25 protein-coding genes are annotated in these 25,651 nt (G+C 71.4%); 7 read left to right on the top strand and 18 right to left on the bottom strand.

The window, feature by feature from the left end:
- Positions 1 to 13: 13 nt before the first annotated feature.
- Positions 14 to 691 (top strand): gamma-glutamyl-gamma-aminobutyrate hydrolase family protein, encoded by a 678-nt coding sequence (locus ACFC0D_RS13870; RefSeq protein ID WP_376434502.1) that lies wholly within the window; start codon positions 14 to 16, stop codon positions 689 to 691.
- A gap of 352 nt (positions 692 to 1,043) precedes the next feature.
- Here the strand turns inward: ACFC0D_RS13870 and ACFC0D_RS13865 are convergent, their stop codons facing one another.
- The gene (locus ACFC0D_RS13865) at positions 1,044 to 1,979 is read right to left on the bottom strand and encodes a LysR family transcriptional regulator (protein ID WP_376434500.1); all 936 of its coding nucleotides are present in this window, start codon (positions 1,977 to 1,979) and stop codon (positions 1,044 to 1,046) included.
- A 70-nt stretch (positions 1,980 to 2,049) separates the two neighbouring features.
- Here ACFC0D_RS13865 and ACFC0D_RS13860 point away from each other — a divergent pair, with 70 nt between their 5' ends.
- Entirely contained in the window at positions 2,050 to 3,207 is a 1,158-nt protein-coding gene (locus ACFC0D_RS13860; protein WP_376434498.1) for a TDT family transporter, read from the top strand.
- On the opposite strand, the gene ACFC0D_RS13855 is transcribed toward ACFC0D_RS13860, so the two are convergent.
- The 4 genes from ACFC0D_RS13855 to ACFC0D_RS13840 all read right to left on the bottom strand — a co-directional run bounded on the left by ACFC0D_RS13855 (position 3,134) and on the right by ACFC0D_RS13840 (position 7,503).
- Complete coding sequence (locus ACFC0D_RS13855; protein WP_376434496.1) at positions 3,134 to 3,916, bottom strand: helical backbone metal receptor; 783 nt, start codon at positions 3,914 to 3,916, stop codon at positions 3,134 to 3,136. The genes ACFC0D_RS13860 and ACFC0D_RS13855 overlap by 74 nt on opposite strands.
- On the bottom strand, positions 3,913 to 4,470 hold the full coding sequence (locus ACFC0D_RS13850; protein WP_376434494.1) for a helix-turn-helix domain-containing protein: 558 nt from the start codon (positions 4,468 to 4,470) through the stop codon (positions 3,913 to 3,915). Before ACFC0D_RS13850 ends, ACFC0D_RS13855 begins: the two co-directional genes overlap by 4 nt.
- A 161-nt stretch (positions 4,471 to 4,631) precedes the next feature.
- Positions 4,632 to 6,437 (bottom strand): ABC transporter permease/substrate binding protein, encoded by a 1,806-nt coding sequence (locus ACFC0D_RS13845; protein WP_376434492.1) that lies wholly within the window; start codon positions 6,435 to 6,437, stop codon positions 4,632 to 4,634.
- Positions 6,430 to 7,503 (bottom strand): glycine betaine/L-proline ABC transporter ATP-binding protein, encoded by a 1,074-nt coding sequence (locus tag ACFC0D_RS13840; RefSeq protein WP_376434490.1) that lies wholly within the window; start codon positions 7,501 to 7,503, stop codon positions 6,430 to 6,432. Before ACFC0D_RS13840 ends, ACFC0D_RS13845 begins: the two co-directional genes overlap by 8 nt.
- 510 nt (positions 7,504 to 8,013) lie before the next feature.
- On the opposite strand from ACFC0D_RS13840, the gene ACFC0D_RS13835 reads away from it, so the two are divergent.
- Both ACFC0D_RS13835 and ACFC0D_RS13830 read left to right on the top strand, forming a co-directional pair.
- A complete protein-coding gene (locus tag ACFC0D_RS13835) occupies positions 8,014 to 8,919 on the top strand; it encodes a 5'-3' exonuclease H3TH domain-containing protein (protein ID WP_376434598.1) in 906 nt (301 codons plus the stop codon).
- A 73-nt stretch (positions 8,920 to 8,992) separates the two neighbouring features.
- Complete coding sequence (locus ACFC0D_RS13830; RefSeq protein WP_376434488.1) at positions 8,993 to 9,829, top strand: siderophore-interacting protein; 837 nt, start codon at positions 8,993 to 8,995, stop codon at positions 9,827 to 9,829.
- A 432-nt stretch (positions 9,830 to 10,261) separates the two neighbouring features.
- Here the strand turns inward: ACFC0D_RS13830 and ACFC0D_RS13825 are convergent, their stop codons facing one another.
- The gene (locus tag ACFC0D_RS13825; RefSeq protein WP_376434486.1) at positions 10,262 to 10,894 is read right to left on the bottom strand and encodes a MerR family transcriptional regulator; all 633 of its coding nucleotides are present in this window, start codon (positions 10,892 to 10,894) and stop codon (positions 10,262 to 10,264) included.
- Positions 10,895 to 11,071: 177 nt separating this feature from the next.
- On the opposite strand from ACFC0D_RS13825, the gene ACFC0D_RS13820 reads away from it, so the two are divergent.
- The 3 genes from ACFC0D_RS13820 to ACFC0D_RS13810 are packed head-to-tail and all read left to right on the top strand — an operon-like array spanning position 11,072 to position 13,365.
- Positions 11,072 to 11,974 (top strand): hypothetical protein, encoded by a 903-nt coding sequence (locus ACFC0D_RS13820; RefSeq protein ID WP_376434596.1) that lies wholly within the window; start codon positions 11,072 to 11,074, stop codon positions 11,972 to 11,974.
- A complete protein-coding gene (locus ACFC0D_RS13815) occupies positions 11,971 to 12,408 on the top strand; it encodes an ABA4-like family protein (RefSeq protein ID WP_376434484.1) in 438 nt (145 codons plus the stop codon). The genes ACFC0D_RS13820 and ACFC0D_RS13815 overlap by 4 nt, the downstream gene beginning before the upstream one ends.
- Positions 12,409 to 12,417: 9 nt before the next feature.
- The gene (locus ACFC0D_RS13810; RefSeq protein ID WP_376434482.1) at positions 12,418 to 13,365 is read left to right on the top strand and encodes an ADP-ribosylglycohydrolase family protein; all 948 of its coding nucleotides are present in this window, start codon (positions 12,418 to 12,420) and stop codon (positions 13,363 to 13,365) included.
- Between the two features lie 16 nt (positions 13,366 to 13,381).
- On the opposite strand, the gene ACFC0D_RS13805 is transcribed toward ACFC0D_RS13810, so the two are convergent.
- The 12 genes from ACFC0D_RS13805 to ACFC0D_RS13750 form a co-directional block, all read right to left on the bottom strand.
- The gene (locus tag ACFC0D_RS13805; protein ID WP_376434480.1) at positions 13,382 to 14,524 is read right to left on the bottom strand and encodes a winged helix DNA-binding domain-containing protein; all 1,143 of its coding nucleotides are present in this window, start codon (positions 14,522 to 14,524) and stop codon (positions 13,382 to 13,384) included.
- Between the two features lie 14 nt (positions 14,525 to 14,538).
- Positions 14,539 to 15,921, bottom strand: coding sequence for a cytochrome P450 (locus ACFC0D_RS13800; protein WP_376434478.1), 1,383 nt, complete (start codon positions 15,919 to 15,921; stop codon positions 14,539 to 14,541).
- 214 nt (positions 15,922 to 16,135) lie between these two features.
- Positions 16,136 to 18,964 (bottom strand): DEAD/DEAH box helicase, encoded by a 2,829-nt coding sequence (locus ACFC0D_RS13795; protein ID WP_376434476.1) that lies wholly within the window; start codon positions 18,962 to 18,964, stop codon positions 16,136 to 16,138.
- 60 nt (positions 18,965 to 19,024) lie between these two features.
- Entirely contained in the window at positions 19,025 to 19,969 is a 945-nt protein-coding gene (locus ACFC0D_RS13790) for a diacylglycerol kinase (protein ID WP_376434474.1), read from the bottom strand.
- A 43-nt stretch (positions 19,970 to 20,012) separates the two neighbouring features.
- On the bottom strand, positions 20,013 to 20,915 hold the full coding sequence (gene tatC / locus ACFC0D_RS13785; RefSeq protein WP_376434594.1) for a twin-arginine translocase subunit TatC: 903 nt from the start codon (positions 20,913 to 20,915) through the stop codon (positions 20,013 to 20,015).
- Between the two features lie 105 nt (positions 20,916 to 21,020).
- The gene (gene tatA / locus ACFC0D_RS13780) at positions 21,021 to 21,305 is read right to left on the bottom strand and encodes a Sec-independent protein translocase subunit TatA (RefSeq protein WP_137990383.1); all 285 of its coding nucleotides are present in this window, start codon (positions 21,303 to 21,305) and stop codon (positions 21,021 to 21,023) included.
- A 185-nt stretch (positions 21,306 to 21,490) separates the two neighbouring features.
- On the bottom strand, positions 21,491 to 21,688 hold the full coding sequence (locus ACFC0D_RS13775; protein WP_376434471.1) for a hypothetical protein: 198 nt from the start codon (positions 21,686 to 21,688) through the stop codon (positions 21,491 to 21,493).
- A 47-nt stretch (positions 21,689 to 21,735) separates the two neighbouring features.
- Entirely contained in the window at positions 21,736 to 21,999 is a 264-nt protein-coding gene (locus ACFC0D_RS13770) for a hypothetical protein (protein WP_376434469.1), read from the bottom strand.
- Between the two features lie 105 nt (positions 22,000 to 22,104).
- Positions 22,105 to 23,061, bottom strand: coding sequence for a helix-turn-helix transcriptional regulator (locus tag ACFC0D_RS13765; protein ID WP_376434467.1), 957 nt, complete (start codon positions 23,059 to 23,061; stop codon positions 22,105 to 22,107).
- Positions 23,062 to 23,078: 17 nt separating this feature from the next.
- Positions 23,079 to 24,059 carry a helix-turn-helix transcriptional regulator gene (locus tag ACFC0D_RS13760; RefSeq protein WP_376434465.1) on the bottom strand — a complete coding sequence of 327 codons (981 nt, stop codon included), beginning with the start codon at positions 24,057 to 24,059 and terminating at the stop codon, positions 23,079 to 23,081.
- A gap of 139 nt (positions 24,060 to 24,198) precedes the next feature.
- Positions 24,199 to 24,570 (bottom strand): FKBP-type peptidyl-prolyl cis-trans isomerase, encoded by a 372-nt coding sequence (locus tag ACFC0D_RS13755; protein WP_376434463.1) that lies wholly within the window; start codon positions 24,568 to 24,570, stop codon positions 24,199 to 24,201.
- A gap of 61 nt (positions 24,571 to 24,631) precedes the next feature.
- A complete protein-coding gene (locus ACFC0D_RS13750) occupies positions 24,632 to 25,570 on the bottom strand; it encodes an FKBP-type peptidyl-prolyl cis-trans isomerase (protein ID WP_376434461.1) in 939 nt (312 codons plus the stop codon).
- Positions 25,571 to 25,651 lie beyond the last annotated feature (81 nt).

The raw sequence follows: 25,651 nt of genomic DNA, 5'->3' as shown, positions 1-25,651 counted from the left end.
GGAGGAGTCTTCCGTGTCCAAGCCGCTCATCGGCGTGACGACCTATCTGGACCAGGCCCGCTGGGGGGTGTGGGACATGCCCGCGGCCCTGCTGCCCGCACAGTACCCACGGCTGGTCCAGGCGAGCGGTGGCCTCGCGACGATGCTCCCGCCGGACGACCCGTCGGCCGCGGCGGCGATGGTGGCCCGGCTCGACGGCCTGGTCGTCGCGGGCGGCGCGGACGTCGAGCCGGTGCGGTACGGGGCGGAGCCCGATCCCCGTACCGGCCCGCCCGCCCGGGCCCGGGACGCGTGGGAGCTGGCCCTGGTCGAGGCGGCGCTGGCCTCGGGCACTCCGGTGCTCGGCATCTGCCGGGGCATGCAGCTGCTCAATGTGGCGCTCGGCGGCACCCTGGTCCAGCACCTGGAGGGGCATGTGGAGGCGGTCGGCGTGATCGGCCGCCACGCGGTGAAGCCGGTCCCCGGCACGCTGTACGCCTCCCTGGTCCCGGAGCTGACCTCGGTGCCGACCTACCACCACCAGGCCGTGGACCGCCTGGGCGAGGGCCTGGCGCCCTCGGCGTACGCGGAGGACGGCACCCCCGAGGCCATCGAACTGGCCACCCCGGCCTGGGCCCTGGGCGTCCAATGGCACCCGGAAATGGGCGAGGACCTACGGGTGATGCGGGGCCTGATCAAGGCGTCGAGCTGACGGACCCCTGAGGCGGGCGCGGCCGGTCACGCCGCACCCACCTCAGGGACGTGGGGAACCACGCGAACGACCACGACGGACCCGCAGACACCCGACGGGACCGGCAACGCCGGACCTCAGGGGCGCGGGGAACTGCGCGAACAACCACGACGCACCCGCACACGGCACCGGTACCCCCCGGACCCCCGGGGCGCGGGAACCGCGCGAACAGCCACCACGCACCCGCAGACGGCACCGGCACCGCCGGACACCAGGGGTGCGGGGAACCGCGCGAACAGCCACCACGCACCCGCACACGGCAACGGCCACGGCACCCGCACACGGCACCGGCACCGGCACCGGCACCCCGCCCTCACCCCGTCGGCCTCGCCCTGGTCAGCGACAGCAGGTCGCGCGCCGGCCCCGTCGGCCGGTGGCCGGTCGGCCAGACCGCGCGGAGGTCGCGGCGGAGCAGCACGCCCTCGACCGGGATCTCGACCAGGCGCCGCGAGGTCAGCTCCTCCGCGACCGCGAGCTCGCTCAGAACGGCGGGCCCCGCGGAGCTGACCGCCGCCGCCTTCACCGCCGTGGTGGAGGCGAGTTCGAGGAGCGGCTGAGCCAGGCCGCCGTGCGCGGAGAGCGCGGAGTCGAGGACCTGCCGGGTCCCCGAACCGCGTTCGCGCAGGATCAGCGGGGTCGCGGCCAGTTCCCCGGGATCCAGCGGCTTGCGGCGGCGGGTCCACGCGTGGGACGGCGCGGCGACCACGACGAGGCGGTCGCGGGCGACGACGGCCCCGTCCAGGCCGTCGGGCACCGCGAGCCCCTCCACGAACCCCAGGTCCGCCTCGTCCGCGAGCAGCCGCTCCGCGACCGCCGCCGAGTTCCCCGCCATCAGCGAGACGGCCGTGTCCGGTCGCTCCGCGCGCAACGCGATCAGCCAGCCCGGCAGCAGATACTCGGCGATCGTCATCGACGCGGCCACCCGCAGCCGCGAGTCCCGGCGCCCGCGCAGCGCCTGCGCCCCGGCGTCGAACGCCTCCGCCGCCTCCACGATCCGCCGCGCCCAGTCGGTCACGAGCGCCCCCGCGTCCGTGAGACGCGAGCCGCGCGGCGAGCGGTCCACCAGGGCGACGCCGAGCTGCCTCTCCATGGACCGGATCCTGCTGCTCGCGGCGGGCTGCGTGATGCCCACCTCGCGGGCGGCCCGCCCCAGGCTGCCGTGCCGGGCGACGGCCAGGAGCAGTTCGAGCGCGCCGAGGTCGGGGACCCGGTGGGACAGGGGTGCGGTCTCGATAGGCTCGCTGCTCATAAAGTCAGCTTATGACGTCATAGCACCAAGATCCCTGGTCGGTCCCGCACGGCCGCGCGAGGGTGAGGTCATGGCAACCCTCGCAGCTTCCCGTCCGGTCCCCCGCGCCACCACCCCCGGCGCGCGGGCGACCGCGGTCCGTCACCTCGGCCCCAACTGGTACGCCTCGGTGATGGGCACCGCCATCGTCGCCAACGCGGGAGCGGCCCTCCCGGTGCACGTGCCCGGTCTGCGCACCGCGTGCACCGCCGTCTGGGCCCTCTCGTTCGGGATGCTCCTCGCCCTGGTCGCCGCTCGCGCCGCGCACTGGATCCATCACCGCGACCGGGCCAGGGAGCACCTCATGGACCCGGCCGTGGCCCCGTTCTACGGCTGTCTGTCGATGGCTCTTCTCGCGGTCGGCGGCGGCACCCTGATCGTCGGCCAGGACTGGATCGGGCTCCCGGCCGCCGTCGCGATCGACACCGTCCTGTTCACCGCCGGATCGGCCATCGGGCTGGCCGCCGCGGTCGCGGTCCCGTATCTGATGGTGGTGCACCACAAGATCGAGAGCGCGTCCCCGGTGTGGCTCCTCCCGGTCGTCGCCCCGATGGTCTCCGCCGCCCTCGGCCCGCTGCTCCTGCCCCATCTGCCGGCCGGGCAGGCACAGCAGACGCTGCTGATCGCCTGTTACGCGATGTTCGGCATCAGCCTGCTCGCCACCCTCGTGATGCTGCCACTGGTCTTCGGCCGCCTCGTCACCGGCGGACCGCTGCCCCTCGCGCTCACCCCCACCCTCTTCCTGGTCCTCGGCCCGCTGGGCCAGTCGACCACCGCCGCGAACAAGTTCGCCGACGTCGCGAACGGCGTGCTGCCCGCCCCGTACGCGCACGGATTCGCCGCCTTCGCCGTCCTCTACGGCGTGCCGGTGATGGGCTTCGCCCTGCTGTGGCTGGCGCTGGCAGGCGCGATGGTGGTGCGGGCCCGCCGTCAGGGCATGGGGTTCGCCATGACCTGGTGGGCCTTCACCTTCCCGGTCGGCACCTGCGTGACGGGCGCGGAGGGGCTCGCCCACCACACGGGTCTTGCCGTCTTCCGCTGGCTCGCGATCGCGCTGTACGTGTTCCTCGTCGCGGCCTGGCTGGTGGCCGGATTCCACACCCTGCGCGGGCTGTTCAGCGGAGCGCTGCTCGTAGGGCCCGGGACAGCACCTGCGGGGCCTCGGTCAGTGACGGCCCGTACCAGGTGAGATGACGCCCGCTGACGAGTGCGGCGGCGGTCCCGGGGAACGCCTCGGGGCCGTCGTCGGCCGTGAAGCGGTACGGCTCGTCGGGCAGGACGACCAGGTCGGCGCCGGCGGCCCGGAGTTCGTCGAGGGGGACGCGCGGATAGCGCTCGGCGTGATCGGCGTACAGCTGCCGGATGCCGAGGCGGGCCAGCAGGTCTCCGGCAAAGGTTTCGCGGCCGAGGACCATCCAGGGCCGGCGCCAGATCGGGACGAAGGCGGTCAGCGGCTCGCCCGGCGGGGCTACGGCGGTCAGGGGCCCGCCCGTCGCTACAGCGGTCAGCTGCTCGCCCGGCAGGTCCACCGCGGCCCACGCCTCCTCCGCCTCGTCCAGCCAGCGGGGCCGGCCGGGGACGCCACAGGCCCGCAACGTCCGCTCCAGCTCACGGAACGCCTGGTCGAGCGTGCGTACCTCGGTGACCAGGACGTCGATCCCGGCGGCGCGCAGCGCGGCCAGGTCGGGGGCGCGGTTCTCCTCCTCGTTGGCGATCACCAGGTCGGGTGCGAGGGCGGTGATCGCCGCGACGTCGGGGTTCTTCGTGCCCCCGATCCGTACGACGTCGAGATCGGCCGGGTGGCTGCACCAGTCGGTGGCACCGACGAGCAGGCCGGGCGCGGTCACGGCTACCGCCTCGGTCAGCGAGGGGACGAGGGACACGACACGGGCCCTCATGACGCGTCGTCGGCCTCGATGTGCTCGGCGACGGCCACGACGAGCAGGCGGGTGCCGGACTCCGTGGCGCGCCAGCGGTGCCGTACGCCTCCGGAGAGATACAGCGTGTCCCCGCGTTCCAGCCGGTACGCCCGTCCCTCGGCCTCCACCTCGGCGGCGCCGTCGGCGACGAACAGCAACTCGTCGTTGCGGTGCTGGAATTCGCGTCCCGCGTCCCGCTCACCGGTGAACTCGAGTGCGTGGAGCTGGTGCCGGCCGCGGACCAGGGACCGTACCCCTTCGGGCAGGTCGTGGCGGGCCTGCTCGGCGGCGCGTACGACATCGACCGTACGGGCGGACTCCGCGGCGGCCAGCAGCTCCGCGGCCGTGGTCTCCAGCGCTCCGGCGACCAGCTGGAGGGATCGCGTGCTGGGGCGGGCCCGCTCGTTCTCGATCTGACTGAGGAAGGGCACGGACAGGCCGCTGCGCGAGGCGACGACGGCCAGCGTGAGCTTGAGAGCCCTGCGGCGCCTCTTGACGGCCGCGCCCACGCGCAGTGATTCCTTCTCGTCCATGACGGCTCCCTCCCTCTTCCCTCGCGCCTGCGTACTGGTCGGTTACCTGAACCTTACGCAGCTTTCGGGCAGGGTTTCGCGTCGTGACGAAAAGGGGTGGCCACCGAATACGCTCGGCGACCACCCCTATTCGGACAGGAGTCGGGAATCCGTCCTCGGACCTACTGCGGAGCCAGCTTCTCGGCGAGGCCGGGGTTCTTCTCGAGCCAGCCGCGGACCGCCTCCTGCTCCTTGCCCTTGCCGGTCTCCTGGATGGCGGCTTCGAGATCCGTGAGCTGCTTCTCGGTCAGCTCGAAGTTCTTCAGCCAGGACCCGACCTCGGGGTTGTCGGCGGTGAAGCCCTTGCGGGCGAGGGTGTGGACGCCGTCGCCCGTGCCCCACGTGCCCTTGGGGTCCTTGAGCTTCTTCAGGTCGTAGCTGGAGTAGGCCCAGTGCGGCGACCAGAGCGTGACGACGACCGGTTCCTTCTTGTCGTAGGCGCGCTTCAGCTCGGCGAGCATGCCGGGCGTGGAGCCGTCGACGACCTTGTACTCGCCCTTCAGGCCGTAGTCGTTCATGACCTTGTCCTTGAGGATGCCCATCATTCCGGCGCTCGGCTCGATGCCGATGATCCGGCCCTTGAACTGGTCGCCCTTGCCCTTGAGGTCCTCGAGCGAGTCGATGCCCTTCATGTAGGAGGGCACGGACAGCTCGAGGGAGGTCGGGCCGTACCAGGAGCCGAGGTCCTCCAGCTTGTTCTGGTACTTCTCCCAGTACTGGGCGTGGGTGACCGGCAGCCAGGAGTCCGTCTGGAAGTCGATCTGGCCACCGGCGAGACCGGTGTAGAGCGCTCCGGCCTCCAGCTGCTTGGCGTCGACCTCGTAGCCGCGCCGTTCGAGCAGTTCCTTCCAGAGGAAGGTGGAGGCGATGCCCTCGTCCCAGGGGATGTAGCCGAGGTTGATCTTCTTGCCGTGGCCGATGTCCTTGCCGCCGGCGGTCGTCGAGGCCGCGCCGCCGCCGAGGAAGCCCATGCCACCCGCGACGAGGGCGAGGACGACCACGCCGACGAGGGCGGTGACGGGCTGCGGGCGATGGTTCCAGAGCTTCGCCCCGGCGCGCGCCGCGCTCGCGGCCCGCGCCTTGGCGAGGGCCCGACGGCCGAGTGGCGAGACCTGACGGCCGAGCGCGCCGGTCATCCGGTCCAGGTACATGGCGAGGATGACGATCGAGATGCCGGCCTCGAAGCCGAGGCCGATGTCGACGTTGCCGATGGCGCGGTAGACGGCGCCGCCGAGCCCGCCGCCGCCGACCATGCCGGCGATGACGACCATGGACAGGCCCAGCATGATGACCTGGTTGATGCCGGCCATGATCGTGGGCAGGGCGAGCGGCAGCTGGACGCGCAGGAGGGTGTTGCGCGGGGTGGTGCCGAACGCCTCGGCCGCCTCGACCAGCTCGCCGTCGACCTGGCGGATGCCGAGCTCGGTCATCCGCACGCCGGGCGGCAGGGCGAAGACGATGGTGGCGATGATGCCGGGCACCACGCCGACGCCGAAGAAGATGATGCCGGGGATCAGGTAGACCATGGCGGGCATGGTCTGCATGAAGTCCAGGACCGGGCGCAGCACGGCGCTGACGGTCTTGGAGCGGGCCGCCCAGATACCGAGCGGGATCGCGATCACCAGGGTGACGAGGGTCGCCACGAGCACCAGCGAGAGGGTCGACATGGCGTCGTCCCACAGCTCGATGGAGTCGACGAGCGCGAAGCCCGCGAAGGCGAGCACACCGGCGGTCAGCCCGCGCAGCCACCAGGCGACGACGGCGAGGATGCCCGCGAAGAGCAGGGGCTCGGGTGCGGAGAGGACCGCGTCGATGCCGTCGTAGAGACCGGTGACGGCGGCGGTGATGGCGTCGAAGAGCCAGGACAGTTGTGCCTGGAGCCAGTCGACGGAGCTGTCGACCCACTGGCCGAGAGGGAGCCTAGGCATGCGTGGCCACCTCCTTCTCGCCGGTGGTGCAGGCAATGGGCGGGCGCTGCTCGTCTCCGATGAAGCCGATCAGACGGGACTGGGGTACGACTCCGACGACGGTGCCGTCGGTGTCCTTGACGGCGACCGCGTGCGGGACGCGGGCGCTGACGGCACACAGGTCGGCGACCAGGGTGTCGGGGCCGACGGTCTCGCAGTCGCAGCCGTCCGGCGTCGGGTGCTCGGGCTCGGTCATCACGGCGGCTGCCGTGAGGACGCGGGAGCGGTCGACGTCCTGGATGAAGGAGGCGACGTAGTCGTTGGCGGGGCGGACCAGGATGTCCTCGGCGTCGCCGAGCTGGACGATCCGGCCGTCGCGCATCACCGCGATGCGGTCACCGAGACGCATGGCCTCGTTGAGGTCGTGGGTGATGAAGACGATGGTCTTCTTCAGTCGCTTCTGCAGTTCGAGGAGCTGGTCCTGCATGTCGCGGCGGATCAGCGGGTCGAGCGCGCTGAACGACTCGTCCATGAGCAGCAGGTCGGCGTCGGTGGCCAGCGCGCGGGCGAGGCCCACGCGCTGCTGCATTCCGCCGGAGAGCTCGTCGGGCCAGGAATTCTCCCAGCCGGCGAGGCCGCACATCTCCAGGGCCTCGGTGGCCCGGGTCTCGCGCTCGGCGCGCGGGACGCCCTGGACCTCCAGGCCGTACGCGGCGTTCTCGAGGACGCTGCGGTGCGGGAAGAGGGCGAAGTGCTGGAAGACCATGCTGATCTTCGTGGACCGCACGGTGCGCAGATCGCGGGGGCTGAGCGCGGTGAGGTCCTTGCCGTCGTGGAGCACGCGGCCTGCGGTGGGCTCCAGCAGGCCGTTGAGCATCCGCAGCAGGGTGGACTTGCCCGATCCCGACAGACCCATCACGACGAAGATCTGGCCGGGCTCGACGACGAAGGACGCGTCGATCACGGCTGCGGTCGTACCGTCGGCGCGGAGTTCGTCGCGGTCGGCGCCTCCGCTGAGTTTCTTGACGGCTTCGTCGGGTCGTCTGCCGAACACCTTGTACAGGTGATCGGCCTGGAGCCTGGACACATATACCTCACGCGTTGAAACGAAAACGGCCCTCCCCCAGGACTCCGTCCTGGGGAGACCCCCACCCCGCAGCCGGGCCGTGGAGCGGGGCGGTTTCGGCCCGCGCCTCCCGTGACGTACGAAGATCCGTTGTTGAATCCCGTACCGGGTCCGCTCCGGGCCCGCGCCTGCCCTGGTCCCCACGGGGCAAACGCAAAGGTGACGGGGGTCACTGGAACCGGGGGTTCGGCGCGTGGGGCGGGTGTCGGGTGGGGCGGTGGCGGCCGCTGGAGGCCGGGGCCGGTGAGGGCCGGTGAGGGCCGGTGGGGGCCGGTGGGGGCCGGTGGCGGTCGCTCGGGATCGGTGTCGGTGAGGGCCGGTGGCGGTCGCTCGGGATCGGTGTCGGTGAGGGCCGGTGCCGGTGACTGCCGGTTGAGGTCACTCCGGGCCGGTGTCGGTGACGGCCGGTTGAGGTCATTCGGGGTCGGTGTCGGTGGGGTGCGGCATGATCGGGGTGTGACGCGACGCCTGATGCTCCTCGACACCGCCTCTCTCTACTTCCGCGCGTACTTCGGTGTGCCGGACTCGGTCCGGGCCCCGGACGGCACGCCGGTCAACGCCGTGCGCGGCCTCCTCGACTTCATCACCCGGCTCGTCCAGGACCACCACCCCGACGACCTCGTCGCCTGCATGGACGCCGACTGGCGGCCCCAGTGGCGGGTGGACCTGATCCCCTCGTACAAGGCCCACCGCGTCGCCGTGGAGACCGAGACGGGGCCGGACGAGGAGGAGGTCCCGGACACGCTCGCCCCGCAGGTGCCGGTGATCGAGGCCGTCCTGGACGCCCTCGGCATCGCCCGGGTCGGAGTGGCGGGCTACGAGGCGGACGACGTCATCGGGACCCTGGCCGGGCAGGCCAAGGGGCCGGTGGACATCGTCACGGGCGACCGGGACCTCTTCCAGCTGGTGGACGACGAGCGCGGCGTGCGGGTGCTGTACCCGCGCAAGGGCGTCGGCGACTGCGATCTGGTCGACGGCGAACTCATCCGTACGAAGTACGGGGTGCGGGCCGACCAGTACGCCGACTTCGCGGCGCTGCGCGGTGACGCCAGCGACGGGCTGCCCGGGGTGAAGGGCATCGGCGAGAAGACGGCCGCGCAGCTGATCACGGAGTACGGCGATCTGGCGGGCGTTCGCGCGGCAGCGGTGGACCGCACGTCGAAGCTGACCCCGGCCAAGCGGCGCGGGATCGTGGAGGCGGCGTCGTATCTGGACGTGGCCCCGAAGGTCGTCGAGGTGGCCGGCGACGTACCGCTGCCGGACTTCGACCCGGCCCTGCCGGGCGAGCCGAGGGACCCGGAGGCACTGGCGGCGCTGGTGACGCGGTGGGGTCTGGGCGGGGCCGTCGGCAGGCTGCTGCCGGTGCTGGCGCGCTGAGGCCTTATGGGCCCGGGATCGCCGGGATGCTAGCTTAGGCATACCTAAGTTCGCGGAATCAGGGGAGACCGTCGTGGCAGAGCAGCCGGCGCGCAAGGCACCGAAGGCCCACGAGGCAGAGGTGTTGCACACGGAGCGGATCACGCCGCACATGGTGCGGGTGGTGCTCGGCGGGAACGGCCTGGACGCGTTCGAGCTGGGTGAGCACACCGACCACTACGTGAAGCTGCTGTTCGCGCCGGAGGGCGTGAGCTATCCGGAGCCGTTCGACATGGAGCGGATCCGCGAGGAGTTCCCGCGCGAGCAGTGGCCCACCACGCGGACGTACACGGTACGGAGCTGGGACCCGGACCACCGCGAGCTGACCGTCGACTTCGTGGTCCATGGCGACGAGGGCCTGGCGGGGCCGTGGGCGGCGCGGGCGCAGGCGGGCGAGACGATGCGCTTCCTGGGTCCCGGCGGCGGTTACGCGCCGGACCCGGCGGCGGACTGGCACCTGCTGGTGGGCGACGAGAGCGCCCTGCCGGCGATCGCGGTGGCCCTGGAGCGGCTGCCGGAGGGTTCGACGGTGCACGCGTTCCTGGAGGTCGCGGACGCGACGGAGGAGCAGAAGTTCGCGACGGCCGCGGGCGTCGAGGTGACCTGGCTCCACCGGGGCGACCGCCCGACGGGCGCGGCCCTGCTGGAGGCGGTGAAGGGCCTGGACTTCCCGGCGGGCGACGTGCACGCCTTCGTCCACGGCGAGGCGGGCTTCGTGAAGGACCTCCGCCGCCACCTGCGTCTGGAGCGCGAAGTGCCGCGCGAACGCCTGTCGATCTCGGGCTACTGGCGCCTGGGCAAGACGGACGAGGCCTGGCGCGCGATCAAGCGCGACTGGAACGACCAGGTCGAACGCGAACAGGAGAACTGACCCGGGTCCCACGGGGCACCTCCCACCCGCACCCACCGTTGCGGGCAGTCATCCCGAGGGGCGCCCCCACCCGCACCCACCGTTGCGGGCAGCCGTCCCACGGGGCGTCCCCCACCTCCACCCACGGTTGCGGGCAGTCATCCCACGGGGCGTCCCCCACCTCCACCCACCGTTGTGGGCAATCGTCCCGCGGGGCGGGACGGGTGGGCACAACCCACGGGGACGGCGCCCCTTCAAGGGCCGTTCAGCCCATGGGCCGGCGGCCCGCACCCGCAAGGGCCGGGCACGCCGGGGGCCGGGGCCACCCCGATGCGCACCCGCCCGCGGGGCACGCACGCCGGGGGCCGGGGCCACCCCGATGCGCACCCGCCCGCGAGGCACGCACGCCGGGGCCAGGGCAGCCCGAGGCGCGCGCACCAGCAAGGCGCCCGGTCACTCCCCGTCGCCGAAGACCCGCACCGACGCGTCCACATGCGCCAGCCGACGCATTGCCCCGAACACCGCGTCCCCCAGTACCGTCCCCACCACCACGCTCTCCACCAGGTCCTCGCGCTCCACGTTCCGCGCCACGTACTCCAGGTCCGCCCGCGCCACCTGCTCCGCCGCCTCCGCGTACGCCTCGAGCACCTCCGCGAAGTCCGCGTGCCCCACCGCGTCCAGCGCCGCCAGGGCCACCGCCAGCGCGTCCGCCGCCGGGTTGCCCGCGTGCACCCGCCAGCCGCGCCGCGCGATCAGCTCCTCCACCGTCTTCCGGGCATCGACGACGCCCTCCCCCGGCTCCTCGGTGTAGCGCGGCACCACCCGGTCCGCGGCCGCACCGAGCAGCTTGTGCACCGAGCGGTCCGGGTCCTCGACCGCCGCGATCACGTCGCGGATCGCCGCGACCGAGAGCCCCCCGACGTCCAGCAGCGCCCGGACCAGCCGAAGGCGCCGCTCGTGCGTCTCGTCGTACGAGGCCTGGTTCGGGCTCGTCAACTGCCCGGCCGGCAACAGCCCTTCCCGCACGTAGTACTTGATCGTCGGCACGGACACCCCGGTCCTGCGGCTCAACTCTCCGATGCGCACTCTGCGTTCACCTTCCCGATCCTGCCCCGGCCTTGCCAGCCGATCCCCCCATCATAGATAGTGGCGCTATCAGATAGCGGCAAGTGCCACTATCTATAACTCACGGGGGTACCCATGTCCTCATCGTTGCCGCAGGTCCGCGACCTGCATCGCCCACTTGTCTGGTTCTCCGCCTCCATGGCGTTACTCGCCCTGGTCTCGGTCGGCGGCCTGGTCCTCGACGACCGGATCCTGGTCGGCGTTCCGATCTGGACCAAGCCGTTCAAGTTCGCGGTCTCGTTCGTCGCTTACTGCATGACGCTCGCCTGGATGCTCACCCTGCTCCCCCGTGGCCGACGCGTCGGCTGGTGGGCCGGCACCGTCCTGGCCGCCGCCGGCGCCGGCGAGATGGTGCTGATCACGACGCAGGTGGTCCGTGGCAAGCAGAGCCACTTCAACCAGGAGACCGCCTTCGACGCCGCGGTCTTCCAGGCGATGGGCCTCACGGTCGTCGTCCTGTGGCTGGCCGCCCTGGTCATCGCGATCCTGCTGTTGCGCGCCCGGATCCTGGACCGCGCCACCGCCTGGGCCGTACGCCTCGGCTCCCTGATCGCCCTCCTGGGAGCCGCCATCGGCTTCCTCATGGTGCAACCGACCCCGGAACAGCTCGCGGCCGGGGACGACGCGGCGATCGTCGGCGCGCACAGCGTCGGCGTCCCGGACGGCGGGCCCTCCATGCCCGTGACCGGCTGGTCCACGACCGGCGGCGATCTGCGTATCGCCCACTTCTTCGGGATGCACGCCCTGCAGGTGATCCCGCTCCTGCTGCTCGCTCTTGTCGCGCTCGCCCCGCGGTTCGCCCGACTGCGCGACGAACGGGTGCGGTTGCGTCTGACGCTGGTCGTGTCGGGGACGTACGCGGCGGTGCTCGCCCTCGTCACCTGGCAGGCGTTGCGCGGTCAGGCGCTGCTGGACCCCGACGGCACGACGCTCGCCGCGGCCGGCGCTCTCGCGCTCGTCGGCGCCGTGGCGACATGGGCGGCTCTACGAACCCCGGCCCGCGCCGAAACCGCGCTCACCGCCAAGGAGTTCACGTCATGACCGGCTTCCTCTTCGAGCTCTCCTTCTTCCTCGCGGCGCCCGTCTGGCTGCTGATGATCTTCGCGCCGGGATGGCGTGGCACGGAGCGGCTCGCGGCCTCGCCGCTGACGGTCGTGCCGATCCTGGCGGTCTACCTCGCGTTGGCGCTCCCGATCCTCCCGGAACTGTGGGCGGCCGTCAGCAGCCCCGACCTCGACACCTTCCGGGACCTCACAGCACTGGCGAACGGCGCCGGAGCGATCTGGGCACAGGTCATCGCCTGGGACCTGCTGCTCGGCCAGTGGATGTACCGCGAGGCGCGCAGGCTGGGTCTCTCTCCCCTGCTGATGGGCCCGTTGCTGATCCTGACGATCCTGCTGTCCCCCTTCGGGCTGCTGCTCTTCCTGGCACTCCGGCTGCGAAAAGGCCCACGTCCCGCGCGAGATGCCGCCTAGGCTGCCGGGATGCGAACGACTGAACGCGCCGTCGGCGCCGTACTCGGCTCCGCGGTGGGGGACGCGCTGGGCGCCCCCTTCGAGTTCGGACTGCCGGGCATGTTCCGGGAACGCTTCCCCGACGGCGTCGGGGAGATGTGCGGGGGCGGCGGCTGGGACCCGGGCGAGGCCACCGACGACACGCAGATGGCCGTCCTGGTCGGGGAGTCGCTCCTCGACCGGGGCGGGCTCGACCTGCCGGACGTCTTCGACCGGTTCCGCCGCTGGGCGGGCGCCGAACCGAAGGACATCGGCCTCCAGACCGAGTCCGTCCTCACCGGCGGCGACCCGTGGGACACCGCGGCCGCGCTGCACTTCCAGGTCAACGGCCGTGCGGCGGGCAACGGTTCCTTGATGCGGGCGTCGACGTCGGCGGTCCACTTCGCGGCGGCGGGTCACGAGGCCACGATGGACGCCGCCCGCCGCATCACGGCCCTCACCCACGGCGACGGCGCCGCCTGGGAGGGTACGGCGATCCTCCACGACCTCGTCCGCGTCGCCCTCGACGGCGAGGACCCGCTCGAGGCCTTGCCCACCACGCTCGCCTCCGTCGCCGCGCCGCACCGGGACCGCTGGTCGACGGTCCTCGCCCCCGACTGGCACCCGGACGACGCCACCGAGTTCAACGGCGCAGTCTGGCCCTGCCTGGGCTCCGCGGTCTGGGCCCTGCGAACGACGGACTCGTTCGAGGCCGCTGTCGCCGCGGCGATCGACCTGGGCGGAGACACGGACACCGTGGCAGCCGTCACGGGTACCCTCGCCGGCGCGGTGTACGGCCCCTCGGCCATCCCCGCCCGCTGGACGTCCCCCCTCCACGTCCCCCTCCCCGGCTTCGACAACCGGGTCCTACCCGCCGAGGACCTGCGGGCTCTGGCAACCCGCCTGAGCACCCCGCACCGCCCCACGCCCCGGAGCTGAGCGAAGCCCCCACACCTCACTGCCCAGGCAGCAGCCGGGTCTCCGCATGCGGCAGCTTGCTCCACCAGTGGCCGTAGCGGCGGTACACCTCCGGCTCGCGGTCGGAGAGGAAGGCCACCAGCGAGCGGGCCTCCTCCGCCAGTTCCTCCCAGACCTGGTCCGGCAGGTCCTGGAACGCGGTCGCCTCTATCCCTCCCTCCATCGGGCGCCACACCCCGGCCACATATCCATCGACCAGCAGGGTCGGCAGCACGTCCCCGTTTCTGCGGATCACCTCCGTGCGGTACTCGGGCGGGATGACCCGCCCACGGTCGGCGTAGGCCAGCAGGGTGCTGTCCCACATGGCCATCAGCCGTGCCGGCGCGGGCGTGTCCTCGTCCGGGCGGCATGCGCCCGGCACGTCGAACAGTTCCTCGCCGTCCGGCCCTTGGCACCGCTCGAGCTCGTCGGACAGCACGCCCAGCGCCTTCCTGACCCTGGCCCGCTGGACCAGCCCGAACTGCGCCACGTCCGCCACCGACGCCGGCCCGAACCCTTCGAGATAGCGCAGGACCAGCATCCGCAGTGCCGCGTCCGACACCTCCGGCTCCGGCGGCGCCGGCGGGTCGGGGGGAGCGACATACGCGGGGCGCTCCCCGAACGACCACGGTGCCGTCGTGGGCGCGTGCAGCAGCGGCGTGTAGTGCCGCAGCCCCCACCAGGCCCCCGACTTCGGCGCGGCCCCCACCCGCTGTTCGAGCCACGCCTCGTACTCCGCGTTGGACCGGGGCCGGTCGGCGAAGGCCAGCAGCTCCGGAACGAGCATGTCCGCGTCCGCCGGGGTCAGACCCGACGCCGTGAAGCGGTCTCCGAGCCTCCCGGACCTCAGCAGCGGATGCACCGCCTCCCGGAAGGGCCGGTAGTCGTCGGCGTGCACCGCGTGGAGGGTGATCCGCATGAGTGTCGACTTGACGACCGTCCCGTCGGCGAAGGCGCCGTCGAGGTCGGACGGGTCGAACGCGGCGGTCCTGTTCCACAGCGCGACATACGGCGACGCCGGCTGCTGGGCCTGGAGGGCGACCACCCGTCGTACAGCTTCGGCCGCGCCGAGCTTCTCGCGCCGCAGCAGCAACTGCCGTGCCAACGTGGAGCGGTTGAGTCCCCGAGCCGTGATCTTCATACCTGAATCATTCCTCAGCCGCGGGCGCGGACCGTGGCGAGGACCTCCCGGTCCGGCTGGAGCGTCAGGCTCGGTACGGGGCGTATCTCCCCGGGATCGAGGTCGAGACGGAACCGCCGGGCGAGCACGGCGAGGACGAGCACGGCCTCGACCATCGCGAACCGCGTTCCGAGGCAGACGCGCGGCCCGCCGCCGAACGGGAACCAGGCGTACTCGGGTATCTCCTCGGCGGGCGCGCCCTCCACCGCTCCCCACCGTTCGGGGCGGAACTCCTCGGGGTCGCCGTACCAGCGGACGTCCCGGTGCGTGGCCCACTGGCTGCTCCATACCCGCGTCCCGGGAGGTATCGCCATTCCGCCGAGGGTCGCGCCCTCCTTGGCGATACCGGTGAGGAGCCAGATGGTCGGGTAGAGCCGCAGGGTCTCCTTCACGACGGCCTGGGTGTAGGTCAGCCGGGCGTAGTCGTCGAAACCGGGCTCGTGATCGCCGAGGACCCGGTCGAGTTCCTCGGCGAGCGCCTCGCGCACGCGGGGGTTGCGGGAGAGCAGATGCCATGCCCAGACCAGGGTCGAGCTGGTGGTCTCGTGTCCGCCGATGTAGAGAGTGACGGTCTCGTCGCGGATCTCCTGGTCGGAGAGGTGGGCGCCGGTCTCGTCCTGGGCGGCGAGGAGCCGGCTGAGCAGATCGGGCCGTTCGGTGTCGCCTTCGCGGTGGCGGGCGACGACTCGGGAGACCTCGGCGTCGATGACGGCGGTGGCGCGTTTGATGCGTGCGCGACCCGGGGTGGGTACCCAGTCGGGCAGCAGGGCGCCGATGCCGCTGAACTCGGCGCCTATCTCCTTCTGCGCGACGTCCATGGCGCGGCCGATGGCTTCGGCGTCGGCGGCGGTGTCGACGCCGAAGATGGTGCGGACGGCGATGAGTTGGGTGAGGGCGGCCATCTCCTTCTTGATGTCGATGCGCTGTCCGTCGCTCCACCGGTCGGCTAGGGCGATCGCGCACTCGGCCATGGTGGCGGCGTAGGACCGCACCTGCTTGGGCCGGACCGAGGGCTGGACGAGGGAGCGCTTGCGGCGCCAGTCGGCGCCCTTGGCGACGACCACTCCGTTGCCGAGCAGGGTGCGGAAGGCGATGCCGAGGTCGGGCTGGTCGAAGGTGCGCTCGACTTCGGTGAGGAGTTCGCCGATGGTGTCGGGGTGGGCAATGAACAGGGCGGGGCCCGGCCCGAAGCGCCAGCTGACGAAGTCTCCGCGCTCGCGCAGCCGCTCGAAGAAGGCGAGCGGGTCCTTGCCGAACTCCGGCAGGTTTCCGAGCAGCGGCACGCCCCGTGGCCCCGGCACGATCTTCTGTCCGCCGGCCGTCTCCTCGACGGCGGCCGAACCGGTTTGCGTGGTCACGTGGGTCCCCTCCCAGCAGTGTTGCCCGGTGTGTGAGTCCATGGAATCGGAGAGGCCTGACACTCCGCCACCCCTGTGGACAACGCCCTCGGGACGCCCTGTGGACAACCCGGCCCCTGCCGGACGAAACACCGCGGCCCCGAGGAAGAGGCTCGCGAACGCCAAGGGCCCGTGGCATCAACCACGGGCCCCTGCAAGCGACTTCGGACGAGGGTCAGCCCACCGAGCTGTAGGCGACGACGCCCCTCAGCAGCGACTCCACCGCCTTGCGCGCGTTCTTGGAGACGGTGCTGTTCTCCTTGGGCGCTGCCGCGGCGATCTGTCCGAGGACGTCGATAACCTGCTTGCACCAGCGGACGAAGTCGCCCGCGGGCATCTCGGCCTCGCGCAGGACCTCGTCGAGCCCCTTGTCGGAGGCCCACTGGTAGGCGGCCCAGGCGAAGCCGAGGTCGGGTTCGCGCTGACCGACCCCTTCCGCCTGGTTGATCTTGAACTCTTCCTCCAGGGCGTCGAGCCGCCCCCAGATCCGCACCATCTCGCCGAGCGCGGCCTTCGCCTTCCCGGCGGGGACCTTCGGCGGCACGGCGTCGTCGGCCTGCCGCGCCTCGTAGACCAACGCGGAGACGCAGGCGGCCAGTTCGGGCGGGGTCAGACCCTCCCAGACGCCGTCGCGCAGGCATTCGCTGGCCAGCAGATCGAGTTCGCCGTAGAGCCGGGCGAGCCGCTTGCCGTTGTCGGTGACATCGTCGCCACGGAGGTAGTCGAGCTCGGTGAGGAGTGCGACGATCCGGTCGAAGGTGCGGGCGATGGTGTTGGTGCGGCCCTCGATGCGCCGCTCCAGCTGCCGGGTGTCGCGCTGGAGCCGGTGGTAGCGCTCGGCCCAGCGGGCGTGGTCCTCGCGCTCGTCGCAGCCGTGGCAGGGGTGGGCGCGCAGCTCGGTGCGCAGCCGGTTGATCTCGCGGTCGTCGGCGGCCGCCGAGCGCTCCCTGCGGTGCCGCTCCGGGTTGAGGTGCCCGGCCTTGGTGCGCAGCGCGGAGGCGAGGTCCCGCCGGGACTGCGGGGAGCGCGGGTTGAAGGACTTCGGGATCCTCATGCGCTCCATGGCCTCGACCGGGATCGGGAAGTCGATCGAGGCGAGCCGCTTGACCTGCCGTTCGGCAGTGAGGACGAGCGGGCGGGGCCCGTCGTGGTGCTCGAAGCCGCGGTGGCCGTTGGTCCGCCCGGCGGGAATGCCGGGGTCGAGGACGAGGGCGAGACCGGCGAACTTGCCGGTGGGGACGTGGATGATGTCGCCGGGCTTGAGCTTCTCCAGGGAGGCGGCGGCCTGCGCACGGCGCTGTGCCGCGCCCTGCTTGGCCAGTTCCGTCTCGCGGTCCTTGAGGTCGCGGCGCAGCCGCGCGTACTCCTCGAAGTCCCCGAGGTGGCAGGTCATGCCCTCCCGGTAGCCTTCCAGGCCCTCTTCGTTCTTCTGGACCTGGCGGGAGATGCCGACGACGGACCGGTCGGCCTGGAACTGCGCGAAGGAGGTCTCGAGCAGCTCGCGGGAGCGGTGGCGCCCGAACTGGTCGACCAGGTTGACGGCCATGTTGTACGACGGCTTGAAGCTGGAGCGCAGCGGGTACGTACGCGTGCCGGCGAGTCCGGCGAGGTGGCCGGGGTCGAGGCCGCGCTGCCACAGGACGACGGCGTGGCCCTCGACGTCGATGCCACGGCGCCCGGCGCGTCCGGTGAGCTGCGTGTACTCGCCGGGGGTGATGTCCGCGTGCTGCTCGCCGTTCCACTTGACGAGCTTCTCCAGGACCACCGAACGGGCGGGCATGTTGATGCCCAGCGCGAGGGTCTCGGTGGCGAAGACGGCCTTGACCAGACCGCGCACGAAGAGTTCCTCGACGACTTCCTTGAAGGTGGGGAGCATTCCGGCGTGGTGGGCGGCGATGCCGCGCTCCAGGCCTTCCAGCCACTCGTAGTACCCGAGGACGTGGAGGTCTTCGGACGGGATGGATGCGGTGCGCGCCTCGACGATCTCGCGGACCCGCTGGCGGGCATCGTCGTCGTTGAGCCGGAGGCCCGCGTACAGGCACTGCTGGACGGCTGCCTCGCAGCCCGCCCGGCTGAAGATGAAGGTGATGGCGGGCAGGAGCCCTTCGGCGTCGAGCCGCTCGATGACCTCGGGGCGTCCGGGCGTCCAGATGCGGGAGCGCTGACGGCGCTCGCGCTCCCGGTCGGCCTCGCGGATCATCTTGCCGCGGCGGCGCTCGCGCGGGTTGTACGTACGGGAGTTCTCGGTCCGGGCCAGGCGCAGCAGATCGGGGTTGACCTCGCGGCGGGACGCGCCGCGGCCGCCGTGGTCGGTCTCCTCCTCGAAGAGGTCGTACATCCGCCGTCCGGCGAGCACGTGCTGCCAGAGCGGCACGGGGCGGCTCTCGGAGACGATGACCTCGGTGTCGCCGCGGACGGTGTCGAGCCAGTCGCCGAACTCCTCCGCGTTGGAGACGGTCGCGGAGAGTGAGACCAGGGTCACCGACTCGGGGAGGTGGATGATCACTTCCTCCCACACGGCGCCGCGGAAGCGGTCGGAGAGGTAGTGCACCTCGTCCATGACCACGTATCCGAGGCCGCTGAGAGCCTGGGATCCCGCGTACAGCATGTTGCGCAGGACCTCGGTGGTCATGACGATGATCGGGGCGTCGCCGTTGACACTGTTGTCGCCGGTGAGCAGGCCGACCTTGCCGGGTCCGTACCGCTTGACGAGGTCGGCGTACTTCTGGTTCGACAGCGCCTTGATGGGTGTCGTGTAGAAGCACTTGCGCCCTTGGAGCAGGGCGAGGTGGACGGCGAATTCGCCGACGATGGTCTTGCCCGAGCCCGTGGGGGCGGCGACGAGCACGCCTTTGCCCGCCTCGAGGGCCTGGCAGGCCTCGATCTGGAAGGGGTCCAGACCGAACTCGTACATCTCGCGGAAGGGGGCCAGCGCCGTGGCCTGCTCGGCATTGCGGGCCCGGGCAGCTGCGTACGCTTCGGCTGGTGTGAGGTCCTCTGTCATCTTGCTGTCGAGCCTACCCGTCACCTCTGACACTGACGCGATCTTTAATGACGGACCGATTCACCGCCCCGGCGCATGGTCCGGCGCCGGCCGATCGGGTCCGTCGGGCACCCCTTGGAGCGCCAGGACGCGCAGCGCTCCGGGGACGCATTCGGCGGTCAGCGGCAGTGGTCCGAGCGGCTCGCCGTCCGCGTAGCCGGTGACGTCGGGGGCGTCCAGGGTGACGGCGCGGACGCGGTGGACGGTGACCTTGGGGTGGTCGAGGTGCGTGCCGCGGTAGACCCGCGGGAAGACCTTGATCAGGGTCGTACGGGAGCAGCCGCCGACGACCGTGACGTCGAAGAGGCCGTCGTCCATGCGCGCGTCGGCGCAGATCCGCATCCCCCCGCCGTACGAGGTGCCGTTCCCGACGGCGACGAGGGTGGCGTCGACCTGCCGCTCGGTGCCGTCGTCGAAGGTGAGGCGGTACGGGACGGGCCGGAACGAGGCGAGCTCGGCGAGGATGGCGAGGTCGTACTTGAAGCGGCCGACCGGCAGCTTCATCCGGTTGCCGCGATCGTTGACGCGGGAGTCGAAGCCGGAGGCGAGGACGGTGCCGAACCAGCGGTCGCCGACCCTGCCGAGGTCGATGTCGCGTCCGCCGCCGCCCTTGAGCAGCTCGGCGACGAGCCGTCCGGCGGCCTCGGGGTCGCGTACGGGCAGGCCGAGGCTGCGGGCGAAGTCGTTTCCGGTGCCGACCGCGACCACGCCGAGCGGGGTCCGCGTGCCGGCGAGGGCCTGGAGGGCGAGCGAGATCATGCCGTCGCCCCCGACGGCCACGAGTGCGCCGGTTCCGTCGGCGACGGCGTCGCGGGCGCGCCGCAGAGCGTCGTCGGCGTCGGCGCCGACGACGGTACGGACGGCGAATCCGGCGTCCCTGAGCGCGCCGGCGGCCGGCTGCGCGGCGTGCGCGCCCCGGCCGTGTCCCGCGGTGGGATTGACGAGAAGGGTGATCTCGCTGGTCATGGGTGTCCCCCCGGACGGAGTCTGGGGGGAGGACCCTACAAGATCAGGTGATGTCGTCGTAACTGCCCGGCCGGGACGACCTGCCGCCGTCGGCCTCGCCACTGGACTGCTCGGGCAGGGCACGGGCCGCGCCGACGGGCTCGACGGCTTCGACGCCCTCCGGGGTGAGGTCGAGGCTGGATGCCTCGTCGTCGTCGAGTTCGGCGTCGGGGTTGTTGCGGGCCCGACGTCGGTCGTTGATCAGCGAGAAGCCGACGGCCCCGAAGTACAGGACGGTGATCGGTCCGGCCAGCGCGATCATTCCGACGGGGTCGGTGGTGGGGGTGATGACGGCGCCGAAGACGAAGACGCCCATGATCACGCCGCGCCACCAGCCGGCCATGCGGCGACCGGTGAGGACTCCGGTGAGGTTCAGCATGACGAGGACGAGCGGGAGCTCGAAGGCGAGGCCGAAGACGAGCACCATGCGCAGGGTGAAGTCGAGGACGTCACCGAGGGAGAGGATGTTCGCGGAACCGCCGGGCGTGAGGCTGATGAGGACCTTCACGCTGATCGGCAGGATGAGGTACGCGAGGTAGGCGCCGGCGGCGAACAGCGGGACCGCGGCGCCGACGAAGGCGTAGGTGTACTTCTTCTCGGTCTTGTGCAGGCCGGGCGCGATGAAGGCCCAGAGCTGGTACAGCCACACCGGGCTCGCGACGACGAGGCCGGTCACGAGGCTGACCTGGATCGTCGTGCTGAAGGGGGCGATCAGCGTGTTGAAGGAGACGACCGCACAGTTACCGCCGTCGCCCATCGTCCCCTGCGGGCACTTGGGCACGGACTTCGTCAGGAACTGCATGAGCTCCTCGCTGTACACGAGGGCCACGACGGTGACCGCGGCGATGGCCAGGAGGCCCTTCGCCATGCGGTTGCGAAGTTCACGCAGGTGCTCCACGAGGGGCATCCGGCCCTCGGGGTCCTTCTCCTGCTTGCGGGCAGACTTGAGCAACCCACGTCCTCATCTCGTGCGGCAGGCCGCCGCTCGGTGCGGCGGCCGCGGCGGACCGGGTCAGCGCTTGGTGGTGTCCGAGGGCTCGGTGACGGGACGCGAGCTGGTCACGTCGCCGGGCGCGGCCTGGATGGTACGCGGGGCGGCCTGGTCCGGGGTGCCGGGGGTCGGCGGGTCGGCAGGGGCGCTCTGCTGGTCGTCCGACTTCATCGCCTTTGCCTCGCTCTTGAGGATGCGGGCGGACTTGCCCAGCGAACGGGCCATGTCGGGGAGCTTCTTGGCGCCGAACAGCAGGATGATGACGACGAGGATGAGAATGATCTCGGTGGGGCCGAGCCTACCCATAGCTGTTTACCTTCTTCACCGAGGCGACATGGTGTGCATGCCCGGCGGGTCGGACATGCGTCCGGCCACCGCGCTGTCTGCGATCGTAACCCGCAGGAGTAAACGCAGGGCAATGCCTGTGCATACTCGCGATTGCGGCCCGCGCATCCCCTTCCGGGCCGTCCTGAGCAGCGTACGGCACGGGCTCAGCGCAGCGACTCGCCGGTTCGGGCCAGCTGTCCCGCGGCGTTTTCGAGCTCTTCGGCGGCACGGGTGATGCGTTCGGTGGTCCGGGCCACTTGACGGCCGAGCCGCTGGGCCTCGAGGAAGACCTTGATACCGAGGATGCCGAGGACGGCGATGCCGAGGAATCCGAGTGCGATGGCGAGCATGGGCCAGAACATGTGCCGAGCCTAGACGTTGCGGGACGGAGGGATCGCCGGACGGGGCGTCAGACGGTGGAGTGCAGGCGCAGGGTGCGGACCCCGCCGCCGGTGAGGAGTTCGATGATCCGTTCACCGGCGGGCTTGCGGACGGAGCTGCCGCACTCGGGGCAGGTGAAGGAGTAGAAGGTGGTGCGGCGGCTGGCGCCGATCGCGAGACGCAGCGCGCTCGCGGAGAGTTCGCAACGGGCGCGGCAGTCGGGGCAGGCCGCCCTGAAGAGGACCGGTGCGATTGACGCCGTCATTCCGTGCATCACGGACATTTCCCTCATCCCTTTCGGTTCCCGCGCTCTCGCGAATCCATCGGCTCCACTGGAAACAGCGTCGCCCCGGCAGGGAATGTCACATTCCCCTTGAGTCGCGCCCGTCCCGCCGAGTCACTCCCGGCCGTCGTAGGCGGCGAGGGCGGCCGTGGCGGCCTCCCGGGCGCTGTCGGCGAGGTCCTGGGGCGAGACGATCCGTCCGTCGCTGCCGAGCCGCAGCGCGAGGCGCCGAAGCGAGGCGGGGGCGGGCGTCCGCAGGGTGATGCGCAGTCCCCCGTCGGGCAGCTCGTCGGCCCGGTCGTGCGGGTAGTACTCGGCGACCCAGCGGCCGCCGGGGCCCACCTCGACCACGACCTCCGGGTCCTCGGCGGACGGCTGGACCAGCCCCTCCGACAGATCCCGCAGCTCGATCTCGGGCGGCGCCGACTGCTCGTCGAGGATCCGGATCTCGGCGACCCGGTCGAGCCGGAACGTGCGGCGCGCCTCGGAGAGCCGGCACCACGCCTCCATATAGGTGTGACCGACGGCGAACAGCCGGATCGGATCCACCTCGCGCTCGGTCAGCTCGTCGCGGGCCGGCGAGTAGTACCGCACCCAGAGCCGACGGCGCTCCGAGATCGCCCGGTCCACCTCGGCGAAGACACCGCCCTCGGACTCGAAGGTGACCGAAAGCCGGGAACTGGCCCCCGCCGCCTCACCGGCCGCCGTCTCCAGCTTGGCGGTGGCACGCAGCAGCGCCTGGCGGTCGCTCTCACGCAGACCGGGCAGCGTGGCCACGGCACGCGCCGCGACCAGCAGGGCCGTCGCCTCGTCGGCGGCGAGCCGCAGCGGCTCGGCGACATCGTCCGGGTTGTGCCACCAGATGCGGTCGCCGTCGGTGTCGATGTCCAGGAGATCGCCGCCGCGGAAGCTCGTGCCGCACATGGGCAGCACATCGAGGTCGGAGATCAGCTCGTCCTCGGTGATCCCGAAGGCGCGGGCGACATCGGCGACATGCGCGCCGGGCCGTTCCCGGAGGTAGGTCACGAGGGAGAGCATCCGCCTCGTCTGGTCGATCGCGTTCGCAGCCATGCTGTACGACTCCCCCTTCAGCCCTTGGCCACGGCACGCAGCCGGTCCACCACATCGGCCCGCAGATCCGCGGGCTCGAGCACGACGACATCGGGACCGAACTCCACCAGCCAGGCGTCCAGACCGTGTCCGTACGGAATCTCCAGCTCGTCCCAGCCGTCCGTACCTTCCTGTACGGACTGCGCCCGGGCCCGCAGCGGATAGCCGCAGCCGGTACGCAGCCGGATCCGGGCGGAACGGGTCGCGATCTCACCCGCCCAGCTCTCGACGGTCTCACGGACGGTGACGACGTCGGGCACCGGCGCGGTGAAGGCACCGGCCCGCGAACGCACCCTGCCGGTGATACGCGAGAGGCGGAAGACGCGCTCGGCGCCGCGGTCGCGGTCCCAGCCGGCCAGATACCAGTGGCCGCGCCAGCACTCCAGGGTCCACGGCTCGACCTGGCGGGTCTCGGGGCGCGCGGCCGTCGCCTTGCGGTAGTCGAAGACGACCGGGCGCCGGTCACGGCACGCCAGCATCAGGGGCTCGAACGCGGTCTCGTGGACGGGGATGCGGGGCTCGAGCGCGCTGTGCTGCGCGTCGTACGAGTCCTCGGCCTCGGGCATCCCGGCGGCACGCAGCTTCTGCAGGGCCCCGCTGGCCGCTCCGGCGAGGCGGGCCTGCTGCCACACCTTGGCGGCGAGACCGAGCGCAGCGGCCTCCTCTGCGTCGAGCGTGATCGGCGGGAGCCGGTTGGAGTCGCGGCGGGCCAGATAACCGATCTCGCCCTCGAGGTTCTCGACGGTCTCGATGACCAGACCGAGCTCGCGCAGATCGTCCTTGTCACGCTCGAACATCCGGTTGAAGGCGTCGTCGCCGCCGGCGCCGCCGTTGCCCGGCCTGACGGCCTCGACATATGCCTCGATCGAGTCCCGCAGCTCACGCTTGGAGAGCGGCCGGCGTGTTCCGAGCAGACAGAGGGCCAGATTCATCAGCCGCTCGGCCTTGGCAATCGCCATCGACGCCCTGCACCTCTTCTGCCGGATTGACTTCTCGGACATCCGACCGTACCGCCCCGGGGTGTCGTGACAAAAGCCGAGGGTCCCCGCCGTACGACGGGGACCCTCGAGTGACCGTTTCAGGTCGTGACCTGACCGATCAGACGGCGACCAGGTCGCAGACGAAGATCAGGGTCTCGCCCGGGGCGATCTTGCCGCCGGCGCCACGGTCGCCGTAGGCGAGGTGGGCGGGGATGATCAGCTGGCGGCGGCCGCCGACCTTCATGCCCTGCACGCCCTGGTCCCAACCGGCGATGACCTGGCCGGCACCGAGCTGGAACTGCAGCGGAGTGCCACGGTTCCACGAGGAATCGAACTCCTCGCCGGTGGAGAAGGAGACGCCCACGTAGTGGACGGAGACCATGGCGCCTGCCTTGGCCTCGGGGCCGTCGCCCTCCCAGATGTCCTTGATCTCCAGGTCGGCCGGCGGCTCGCCGCCCGGGAAGTCGACCTCGGGCTTCTCGATGCTCACTGCAGTGTGCTCCTCAAACTGATGAACCGCGCAAACGATGAACTACGCGACCGGGACAGTCTTACATCTTGGCCAGGATGTCGAGTGCGAACACCAGCGTGGATCCCTTCGGGATCCCCTGCTGCTCCTGGTCCCCGAAGGCCTCGGCCGGCGGGGCGACGATCAGGATGCGGCTGCCGACCTTCTTGCCGACGATGCCGTTCTTCAGGCCCTTGAGCGTCAGCTGCTCGAGCGGGAAGTTCGCCGTCTTGCCCGTCGCGTACGTCGAGTCGAAGACCTTGCCGTCCTTCCACAGCGCCGCGACGTAGTTCACGACGACCGTGTCGGTGGCTTTGACGACCTCGCCCTTGGACTCCAGCACATAGTTGGAGACGAGCTCGGTCGGCGGGTCGACCTTCGGAACGGTCAGCGAGGGCGCCTTGCCGTCGGTGTTCGTACCGACCTTCGGCAGGTCCTTGTTCTCCTGGGCGACCTCGGTGCCCTCGGCGGACTTGGGGACCGTGGTGGCCTTCAGGATGTCCACGACGAAGACGAGAGTGGCGTTGGGCTTGATGTCGCCCTGCCCCTGCGCACCGTAACCGAGCTCCGGCGGAATGCCGATCTCGACACGGCTGCCGACCTTCTGGCCCTCCAGGCCCTGGTCCCAGCCCTTGATGACCTGACCGGCGCCCAGGGTCAGCTCGAACGGCTGACCGCGGTCGAAGCTGTTGTCGAAGGGCGTGGTGGAGTCCCAGGCCTGCCCCAGGTAGTTCACCTGAAGCGCGTCACCCTTCTTCGTGACCGCGCCGTCACCCTCGCTGATCACATTGACCTTGAGCTCCTTCGGCGGCTCGCCCTCCCCCTTCGCGAGCGTGGGCTTCTCCCCGAACTTCTCACCCGCGGTGATGGCGGGCAGCCCGTTCTTCATCGAGGCGTTATCGGAGCCCTTGTCGTCGCTGCCGCAAGCCGCTGTCGAGAGCAGCAGCAGCGGGACGACCAGTAGGCCGGCAAGTCGGCGCACGTGTTCCTCAGATCTCAGACGGCACAGTAGTTGTCCGACACTCTAGGGGACCCTCAGGGCAGGCCAAGGGCCCCGCACGCG

It is taken from the genome of Streptomyces sp. NPDC056222 (assembly GCF_042264065.1).
In the GTDB taxonomy this organism is placed as follows: Bacteria; Actinomycetota; Actinomycetes; order Streptomycetales; family Streptomycetaceae; genus Streptomyces.
Note: the sequence above shows the minus strand (reverse complement) of the source record. Positions and strands in the feature narration are given on the sequence as shown.

Excerpts from the sequence above, each read along its gene's own strand:
- ACFC0D_RS13860 (WP_376434498.1), top strand. The coding sequence starts at position 2,050 with ATGGCAACCCTCGCAGCTTCCCGTCCGGTCCCCCGCGCCACCACCCCC.
- ACFC0D_RS13805 (WP_376434480.1), bottom strand. The coding sequence starts at position 14,524 with ATGAAGATCACGGCTCGGGGACTCAACCGCTCCACGTTGGCACGGCAG.
- ACFC0D_RS13810 (WP_376434482.1), top strand. The coding sequence starts at position 12,418 with ATGCGAACGACTGAACGCGCCGTCGGCGCCGTACTCGGCTCCGCGGTG.
- ACFC0D_RS13835 (WP_376434598.1), top strand. The coding sequence starts at position 8,014 with ATGCTCCTCGACACCGCCTCTCTCTACTTCCGCGCGTACTTCGGTGTG.
- ACFC0D_RS13775 (WP_376434471.1), bottom strand. The coding sequence starts at position 21,688 with ATGTTCTGGCCCATGCTCGCCATCGCACTCGGATTCCTCGGCATCGCC.
- ACFC0D_RS13760 (WP_376434465.1), bottom strand. The coding sequence starts at position 24,059 with ATGGCGATTGCCAAGGCCGAGCGGCTGATGAATCTGGCCCTCTGTCTG.
- ACFC0D_RS13845 (WP_376434492.1), bottom strand. The coding sequence starts at position 6,437 with ATGCCTAGGCTCCCTCTCGGCCAGTGGGTCGACAGCTCCGTCGACTGG.
- ACFC0D_RS13770 (WP_376434469.1), bottom strand. The coding sequence starts at position 21,999 with ATGAGGGAAATGTCCGTGATGCACGGAATGACGGCGTCAATCGCACCG.
- ACFC0D_RS13795 (WP_376434476.1), bottom strand. The coding sequence starts at position 18,964 with ATGACAGAGGACCTCACACCAGCCGAAGCGTACGCAGCTGCCCGGGCC.
- tatA (WP_137990383.1), bottom strand. The coding sequence starts at position 21,305 with ATGGGTAGGCTCGGCCCCACCGAGATCATTCTCATCCTCGTCGTCATC.
- tatC (WP_376434594.1), bottom strand. The coding sequence starts at position 20,915 with ATGCCCCTCGTGGAGCACCTGCGTGAACTTCGCAACCGCATGGCGAAG.
- ACFC0D_RS13815 (WP_376434484.1), top strand. The coding sequence starts at position 11,971 with ATGACCGGCTTCCTCTTCGAGCTCTCCTTCTTCCTCGCGGCGCCCGTC.
- ACFC0D_RS13820 (WP_376434596.1), top strand. The coding sequence starts at position 11,072 with ATGGCGTTACTCGCCCTGGTCTCGGTCGGCGGCCTGGTCCTCGACGAC.
- ACFC0D_RS13790 (WP_376434474.1), bottom strand. The coding sequence starts at position 19,969 with ATGACCAGCGAGATCACCCTTCTCGTCAATCCCACCGCGGGACACGGC.
- ACFC0D_RS13865 (WP_376434500.1), bottom strand. The coding sequence starts at position 1,979 with ATGAGCAGCGAGCCTATCGAGACCGCACCCCTGTCCCACCGGGTCCCC.
- ACFC0D_RS13855 (WP_376434496.1), bottom strand. The coding sequence starts at position 3,916 with ATGAGGGCCCGTGTCGTGTCCCTCGTCCCCTCGCTGACCGAGGCGGTA.
- ACFC0D_RS13765 (WP_376434467.1), bottom strand. The coding sequence starts at position 23,061 with ATGGCTGCGAACGCGATCGACCAGACGAGGCGGATGCTCTCCCTCGTG.
- ACFC0D_RS13850 (WP_376434494.1), bottom strand. The coding sequence starts at position 4,470 with ATGGACGAGAAGGAATCACTGCGCGTGGGCGCGGCCGTCAAGAGGCGC.